This window comes from Kitasatospora sp. NPDC058965, from assembly GCF_042741245.1.
Classification (GTDB): domain Bacteria; phylum Actinomycetota; class Actinomycetes; order Streptomycetales; family Streptomycetaceae; genus Kitasatospora.
This window is the reverse complement of the sequence record NZ_JBHYKG010000396.1, coordinates 1-6,929: the sequence shown is the minus strand read 5'-3', so window position 1 is coordinate 6,929 and position 6,929 is coordinate 1. Positions and strand designations below refer to the sequence as shown.

The window sequence follows — 6,929 nt, the reverse complement described above, 5'->3', positions numbered from 1 at the left end:
GAGCTGGACGTGGCCGCCTGACCCGCTCGCGGGCGGGGGTGACGGCGACGACGGTGGGGGCTGGTCCCGGTGGACGGGACCAGCCCCCTCGTTCGTGCTGCGGCTGCCGCCGCGGTGCGTGCTACTGCCTTACTGAGCGGTGACCTGGGTGCCGCGGACCAGCCACGTCGGGCCCTCGGCGTACTCCTGGATCAGCTCGAAGAACTTCTTGAAGTGCGGGCCGTCGCAGTGCTTGTCGAAGGCCGCCTCGTCCTCGTAAGCCTCGTTGAGGTAGAAGCGGTTCGGGTTCTCGTGGTCCTCGACCAGCTCGAAGCGCAGCGTGCCGGGCTCGTCGGCCCCGGAGTTGCGACCGTCCTCCAGCGCGGCCTCGATGAAGTGCGCCCGGCGCTCGGCCGGGATGTCGAACGAAACAGCGATCTGGTACATCGTGTTCCTCCAGTCCATCAGTTCCTTAGAGGTACCTTGCTCCTGTTGAGCATAAGGCATCTTACACGTATCGTTGTCCGTATCGAGCGACAAACCCTCAACCATCTTGCCGGAGTGTAGAGATGACTATCGCAGAGTCCGCCGAGACGCTGACCGAGACTCAGTTCACCGAGCTCACCGAGGCCCTGACGCCAGAGCAGGAGGGGGACTCCGAGCCGATCCGCCCGTTCGCCGAGCCGGTCTTCGAACTGCACCTGGGCGGCAAGCTGGAGACCCGCTCGACGGTGCCGCTGCGCGACGCCGCGGACCTCTCGCTGGCCTACACCCCGGGCGTGGCCCGGGTCTGCACCGCGATCGCCGAGCGCCCGGAGCTGGCCCACCGGTACACCTGGGCGGCCAACACGGTCGCGGTGGTCACCGACGGCACCGCGGTGCTGGGCCTGGGCGACATCGGCCCGGCGGCCTCGCTGCCGGTGATGGAGGGCAAGGCGGTGCTCTTCAAGGAGTTCGGCGGCGTGGACGCGGTGCCGATCGCGCTCGCCACCACCGACGTGGACGAGCTGGTCACCACCGTGCGCCACCTGGCGCCCAGCTTCGGCGGGATCAACCTGGAGGACATCGCGGCCCCGCGCTGCTTCGAGATCGAGGACCGGCTGCGCGCCGAGCTGGACATCCCGGTCTTCCACGACGACCAGCACGGCACCGCGATCGTCGCGCTGGCGGCGCTGCGCAACGCGGCCAGGCTGACCGGCCGTCCGCTCTCCGAGCTGCGCGCGGTGGTGGCCGGGGCCGGCGCCTCCGGCATCGCGGTGTCCACCATCCTGCTGGAGGCCGGCATCGGCGACCTGGTCGCGGCCGACAGCAAGGGGCTGCTGCACCGCGACCGCACCGACCTGCACCCGGTCAAGGCGGCGCTGGCCGCCCGCAGCAACAAGGCCGGCCTGTCCGGCACCCTGGCCGACGCGCTGAAGGGCGCGGACGTCTTCGTGGGCCTGTCGGGGGCCCAGGTCGGCGAGGAGGCGATCGCCTCGATGGCGCCCGGCGCGATCGTCTTCGCGCTCTCCAACCCGACCCCGGAGATCGACCCCGCGATCGCCCGCAAGTACGCCGCCGTGGTCGCCACCGGCCGCAGCGACTTCCCCAACCAGATCAACAACGTGCTGGCCTTCCCGGGCGTCTTCCGCGGCGCGCTGGACGTGCGGGCCCGCACCGTCACCGAGGGCATGAAGCTGGCCGCCGCGACCGCGATCGCCGACCTGGTCGGCGACCAGGAGCTGACCGCCGACTTCATCGTGCCCAGCCCGTTCGACCCGCGGGTCGCGCCGGCGGTCGCCGCCGCCGTGGCCGCCGAGGCCCGCGCCGCCCACGTGGCCCGCGTCTGACCGCTCGCCGACCGGCGCCGACGGTGCCCGCCCGATCACGGGCGGGCACCGTTTTCTGCTACCACCTCGATGGCGTCCGGGTTGGCGCCGGCCAGCTGGGCCAGCGCCACGTCCGCACCGAGCAGGTTCTCCAGGACCCAGTCCTCCAGGTAGTGGTCGGCGGGCTCGCCGGCCGCCGCGGTGATCCGCCAGCACAGCCGCTCGGTGGGCAGCCCGGCGTCCAGCACCACCACCTCGGCCTCGGCCACCTCCGACATCCCGCGGGCCAGCTCGGCCAGTTCGGCGCGGTGCAGCCGGATCCCGCGGAAGTTGAACATGTCGGCCACCTGCCCGGTCAGCCGCACCGCGGGGCGCCCGGTGCCGCACGGGCACTCGGTGAACTCCCCGCCGTCACCGGTCCGGACCCGGATCACCGGGGCCACCGCCGCCGGGTGCAGGGTGGTCACCAGCAGCTCCCCGTCGAGCGCCTCGACGTGCTGGTAGGGCAGCGGGTGCACCACCTCGCGCGGGCAGCGCGGGTTCTGGGTGGCCACCGCCCAGCAGTCCACGCTCCCGTAGAGCCCCCAGACCCGGGCGCCCGGCAGCACCGCCGAGATCAGCTCCGCGGTGGCCCGGTCCAGCCCCGCCCCCACCCAGACCAGGGTGGTGATCCAGCCCAGCACCCGGCCGCGCTGCCGGCAGGACTGCAGCAGCTCGCGCAGCGTCCCGGTGTCCACCGCCAGTGCGGTGGCCCCGGCCTGCTCCAGGAAGGCCAGCCAGGACATCCGCTCCTGGGCCTCGGGCCGGCTGTACGGGATCACCGAGCAGCCGCTCCGCGCGGCCAGCAGGTCGCACAGGTCGCGCTGCGGCGCGAACCGGCTGCCCCGGGCCAGGTTGACCACCACGTCGGCGCGCCGGAACGGGTGCCAGACCCGCAGCACCTCGGTGGCGAACATGCCCTGCGGCAGCACCGTGGCCGCGGGCTGCGCGGCGGTGCCGCCGCCCAGGTAGAGCCGGGCACCGGTGTCGCGCAGCAGCCCGGTGCGCAGCCGCTGCCACAGCGCCGCCCGCAGCTCGGCGGCGGGGAGCGTGGGCAGGGTGTCGAACTCCGGCACCGGACCGGAGGCGGGCAGCCGGTAGCGGCCGGCCAGCGTCGGGAACCGGGCGGCCCGCTCCAACAGCACCCGCACCTGCGCGGCGTCCGGTCGCGCCCCCTGCGGGGGCCGGGCACCGCCCGGCGGGAGGTCGAGCTCCGGAACGGGGGAGTCGTGAAGCGGCAGGGTCATGCGTCGCGTCCTTCCACGTGACCCACGGGCGTACCCCACCCATCGGACACGGCCGTTCCCGAACGCGCCAGCCTTTGCCACCGGCCCGGCGACACAGCGTCAACTGGCACGCGGCAGCCCGCTGTCCCCGGGCGAACACGCCTCGGGGACAGCGGGCTGTTTCGTACTGCTGATCCGGACCGCCCGGCCCGGCAGTCCGCGGCGGGACCTGACGCGGTCCGCCCCGGGCACCGATCCCGCTGGCGGCGGGAGTCCGGTCGGTGCCAGGAATGGACGGGTGTTCAGGTCAGCCGACGGTCCGCCGGCCGCCCGCCTCCTAGTAGGGGGACGGCGGGTAGATGTCGCCCGGCAGCTTGCGGTCGGCACCCACGGTGGCGATGTGCCAGTAGGGGTAGGGGACGCGGGTGGCGCTCACCTTGTCCAGCGCCGCCACCTCCTCCTCGGTCAGCGTCCACTCCATCGCCTTGAGGTTGTCCTCCAGCTGGTGGATCTTGGTGGCGCCGATCACCGCGGAGGCGACGGCCGGCTTGGCCAGCACCCAGTTGATCGCGACCTGGGCGACGGTGGCGCCGCGCGCGTCGGCGATCCGCTGCATCTCGTCCACGATGTCGTAGGCGAGGTCCTCGTCGGTGAGCGGCGCGGACTCGGCCGGGGTGGCCTCGGACAGCCGGCTGCCGGACGGACGGCCCTCGCCGCGCTTGTACTTGCCGGTCAGGAAGCCGCCGGCCAGCGGGCTCCAGGCGGTGATCGCGACCTTCTGGTCCACCGCCAGCGGGATCAGCTCCCACTCCAGGTCGCGGGCGCCCAGGTTGTAGTACCCCTGGTAGACCACGAACCGCTCCAGGTTGCGCCGCTCCGAGACGGACAGGCCCTTCATCAGCTGCCAGGCCGCCCAGTTGGAGACGCCCAGGTAGCGGACCTTGCCCGAGCGGACCAGGTCGTCCAGCACCCGCAGGGTCTCGTCCAGCGAGGTCCGCGGGTCGAAGCCGTGGATGTGGTAGAGGTCGATGTAGTCCGTCTGCAGCCGGCGCAGGCTGGCCTCGACCGACTCCGTCAGGTGGTGGCGGGTGGCGCCGAAGTCGTTCGGCCCGGTGCCGGTGACCCGCCAGCGGCCCTTGGTGCCGATGATCACCCGGTCCCGGACGTGCTTGAGGGTGCGGCCGAAGAACTCCTCGCCGGTGCCGTTCTTGTAGACGTCGGCGGTGTCGAAGAAGTTGATGCCCGAGTCCAGCGCGAGGGCCATCAGGCGCTCGACGTTCTGGTCGTCAACGGTGCCGAACTCCGACCAGTTGCGGTCGGCCGCGCCGAGGAACGACGCACCCCCGCCGAAGGTCATGGCGCCGAAGCAGAGCTCCGAAACGGCCAGGCCGGTGTCCCCGATGTAGCGGTAGCGCATAGGTGGATCTCCTTGAGGCGTTGGGAGTTGGCGGGCTGACGCGGTCTGACGGCCCCCGCAGGCACCGCCAAGCATCCGAGCCCTTGCAACCATAAGTAGTCGTATATCCATCGTCAAGCGTAGCGCTCGGTTCCGGTGAGGCTACGTCAGTTCGGAACGACAGAGCGTCAGTTCCGCGCCGCGGCGGCGGTCAGTAGGGCAGCCCGGCCCAGGAGGCCGGGCGGCGCGCGGCCTCGGGCCGGGCGGGGCGCCCGCCCCGCTGCCAGCGGGCCGGGCGGCGGCGGGCGGGGGCCGGGTGCGGACGGGCGGTGGCGGCGGCCCGGGTGAGCAGCACCGCGGAGACCGCGGCCAGCTCGTCGTCGGTCAACGAGCCGCGCAGGACGTCCAGGCGTACCATCTCGATCCTCCTAGGCGGGCTGGTTGCCGTGCTTGCGGCTGGGCAGGGCGCGGTACTTGGCGCGCAGCATGGCCAGCGCCCGGGCCAGCACCTCGCGGGTCTCGGCGGGGTCGATCACGTCGTCCACCAGACCGCGCTCGGCCGCGTAGTAGGGGTGCATCAGCTCGGACTTGTACTCCTCGATCTTCTGCGCGCGCATCGCGTCCGGGTCGTCGGCGGCGTTGATGTCCCGCCGGAAGATGACGTTGGCGGCGCCCTCGGCACCCATCACCGCGATCTCGTTGCCGGGCCAGGCGTAGGACAGGTCCGCGCCGATGGAGCGGGAGTCCATCACGATGTACGCCCCGCCGTACGCCTTGCGCAGGATCAGCTGGATCCGCGGCACGGTGGCGTTGCAGTAGGCGTAGAGCAGCTTGGCGCCGTGCCGGATGATGCCGTTGTGCTCCTGGTCCACCCCGGGCAGGAAGCCCGGCACGTCGACCAGGGTCACCAGCGGGATGTTGAAGGCGTCGCAGAACTGGACGAAGCGGGCGGCCTTCTCGCTCGCACTGATGTCCAGGACGCCGGCGAAGTGCTGCGGCTGGTTGGCCACGATGCCGACCACCTGGCCGTCGATCCGGGCCAGCGCGACGATCACGTTGCGCGCCCAGCCCTCGTGCACCTGGAGCAGCTCGCCGTCGTCCACCAGCTCGGCGATCACCTCGGCCATGTCGTAGGCCTGGTTGGGGTTGGCCGGCACCAGCTCGCGCAGCCGGTCGGCGGCCCGGTCCACCGGGTCGTCGGTGGGCTCGGCCGGCGGCGCCTCGCGGTTGTTCGCGGGCAGCAGCGAGAGCAGGTAGCGCACCTCGGCCAGGCAGTCGGCCTCGTTGTCGTGGACGAAGTGGGCCACGCCGGAGACCGAGCCGTGCACCTGGGCGCCGCCGAGCTGGTTGTGGCTGACCGCCTCGCCGGTGACCGCCTGGACCACGTCCGGGCCGGTGATGAACATCTGCGCGGTGTCCTCGACCATGAAGACGAAGTCGGTCAGCGCCGGGGAGTAGGCCGCGCCGCCGGCCGCCGGACCGAGGATCACGCTGATCTGCGGGATCACCCCGGAGGCGCGGACGTTGCGCTGGAAGATGCCGCCGTAGCCGGCCAGCGCGGTGACCCCCTCCTGGATCCGGGCGCCGGCCCCGTCGCTGAGCGAGACCAGCGGGGCACCGGCGTCCAGCGCCAGGTCCATGATCTTGTGGATCTTCTGCGCGTGCGCCTCGCCCAGCGAGCCGCCGAAGGCGCGGAAGTCGTGCGCGAAGGCGAAGACCGTCCGGCCGTGCACGGTGCCCCAACCGGTCACCACACCGTCCCCGTAGGGCTTCTTGTCCTCCAGGCCGAAGCCCTGCGCGCGGTGCCGGCGCAGCGGCTCGATCTCGGTGAACGACCCCTCGTCGAAGAGGAGTTCCAGGCGTTCGCGGACGGTGAGTTTGCCCCGGGCGCGTTGCGCCTCGGTGGCCCGGCGACTGGGCCCGGCTGCCACCTGCTCGCGGATCCGGTGCAGCTCGGCCAGCCGGTCGCCGGCGGGTGCCTGCACCGGCACCTGCACCGGCGAAGGCAGCACCGGCGCGTGCGGGCGGACCGGGGTCGGACGGTCGGTCACGGGGGTGTCGATCAGAACAGTCATCGCGGATTCCCGTCGCTTGAGTGCCCGGGCGGACTCGTGTCCCGGGGGCGGAGTGGGGTGCGCAGCAGGAGGGGCGCCGTCCGGCAGGGGCGGCGGTGTGCCCCGCCACCTGCTCGGTTCGGCGGGCACACAGCAAAATTAACAAGCTCGAACTGACTTTCCGTCAGTCGTGCAAAGCCTTGCCGGATTTCGCTTCGACCGAGCGTCACCGGGCGGCTGCGCCGGGTCATCTCGGCAGTTGAACAGAGCCGTGCGGCAGGGGCGTTACCTCTAACGGAGCGTCTGTTTCCGGCCAATCGGCTGACGGACTGTCGGCTCCGTCACACCGCTGCCGGCTCGGGAATCAGGCTGCGCCGCACCGGTGTTGACCACGGGAAGCAGCACAGGGGCCGCCCTCCGGAGGGCC

Annotated in this window: 6 protein-coding genes; 1 reads left to right on the top strand and 5 read right to left on the bottom strand. The window is 72.3% G+C overall.

Annotated elements, in window-relative coordinates; all coding sequences use genetic code 11:
- Positions 1–129: 129 nt before the first annotated feature.
- Positions 130–444: a putative quinol monooxygenase gene (locus ACFW1A_RS36705; protein ID WP_380417285.1), complete on the bottom strand. Its 315-nt coding sequence runs from the start codon at positions 442–444 to the stop codon at positions 130–132.
- Between the two features lie 104 nt (positions 445–548).
- Here ACFW1A_RS36705 and ACFW1A_RS36700 point away from each other — a divergent pair, with 104 nt between their 5' ends.
- Positions 549–1,808, top strand: a complete 1,260-nt coding sequence (locus ACFW1A_RS36700) for an NADP-dependent malic enzyme (protein ID WP_380417283.1) — start codon at positions 549–551, stop codon at positions 1,806–1,808.
- Positions 1,809–1,843: 35 nt separating this feature from the next.
- On the opposite strand, the gene ACFW1A_RS36695 is transcribed toward ACFW1A_RS36700, so the two are convergent.
- The 4 genes from ACFW1A_RS36695 to ACFW1A_RS36680 all read right to left on the bottom strand — a co-directional run bounded on the left by ACFW1A_RS36695 (position 1,844) and on the right by ACFW1A_RS36680 (position 6,523).
- Positions 1,844–3,073 (bottom strand): hypothetical protein, encoded by a 1,230-nt coding sequence (locus ACFW1A_RS36695; RefSeq protein ID WP_380417281.1) that lies wholly within the window; start codon positions 3,071–3,073, stop codon positions 1,844–1,846.
- 316 nt (positions 3,074–3,389) lie between these two features.
- Positions 3,390–4,469, bottom strand: a complete 1,080-nt coding sequence (locus ACFW1A_RS36690; RefSeq protein WP_380417279.1) for an aldo/keto reductase — start codon at positions 4,467–4,469, stop codon at positions 3,390–3,392.
- Positions 4,470–4,659: 190 nt separating this feature from the next.
- Positions 4,660–4,866: an acyl-CoA carboxylase epsilon subunit gene (locus ACFW1A_RS36685; protein WP_380417277.1), complete on the bottom strand. Its 207-nt coding sequence runs from the start codon at positions 4,864–4,866 to the stop codon at positions 4,660–4,662.
- A gap of 10 nt (positions 4,867–4,876) precedes the next feature.
- Positions 4,877–6,523, bottom strand: coding sequence for an acyl-CoA carboxylase subunit beta (locus tag ACFW1A_RS36680; RefSeq protein ID WP_380417275.1), 1,647 nt, complete (start codon positions 6,521–6,523; stop codon positions 4,877–4,879).
- Between the last annotated feature and the right edge of the window lie 406 nt (positions 6,524–6,929).

Excerpts from the sequence above, each read along its gene's own strand:
- ACFW1A_RS36700 (WP_380417283.1), top strand. The coding sequence starts at position 549 with ATGACTATCGCAGAGTCCGCCGAGACGCTGACCGAGACTCAGTTCACC.
- ACFW1A_RS36690 (WP_380417279.1), bottom strand. The coding sequence starts at position 4,469 with ATGCGCTACCGCTACATCGGGGACACCGGCCTGGCCGTTTCGGAGCTC.
- ACFW1A_RS36705 (WP_380417285.1), bottom strand. The coding sequence starts at position 444 with ATGGACTGGAGGAACACGATGTACCAGATCGCTGTTTCGTTCGACATC.
- ACFW1A_RS36685 (WP_380417277.1), bottom strand. The coding sequence starts at position 4,866 with ATGGTACGCCTGGACGTCCTGCGCGGCTCGTTGACCGACGACGAGCTG.
- ACFW1A_RS36695 (WP_380417281.1), bottom strand. The coding sequence starts at position 3,073 with ATGACCCTGCCGCTTCACGACTCCCCCGTTCCGGAGCTCGACCTCCCG.
- ACFW1A_RS36680 (WP_380417275.1), bottom strand. The coding sequence starts at position 6,523 with ATGACTGTTCTGATCGACACCCCCGTGACCGACCGTCCGACCCCGGTC.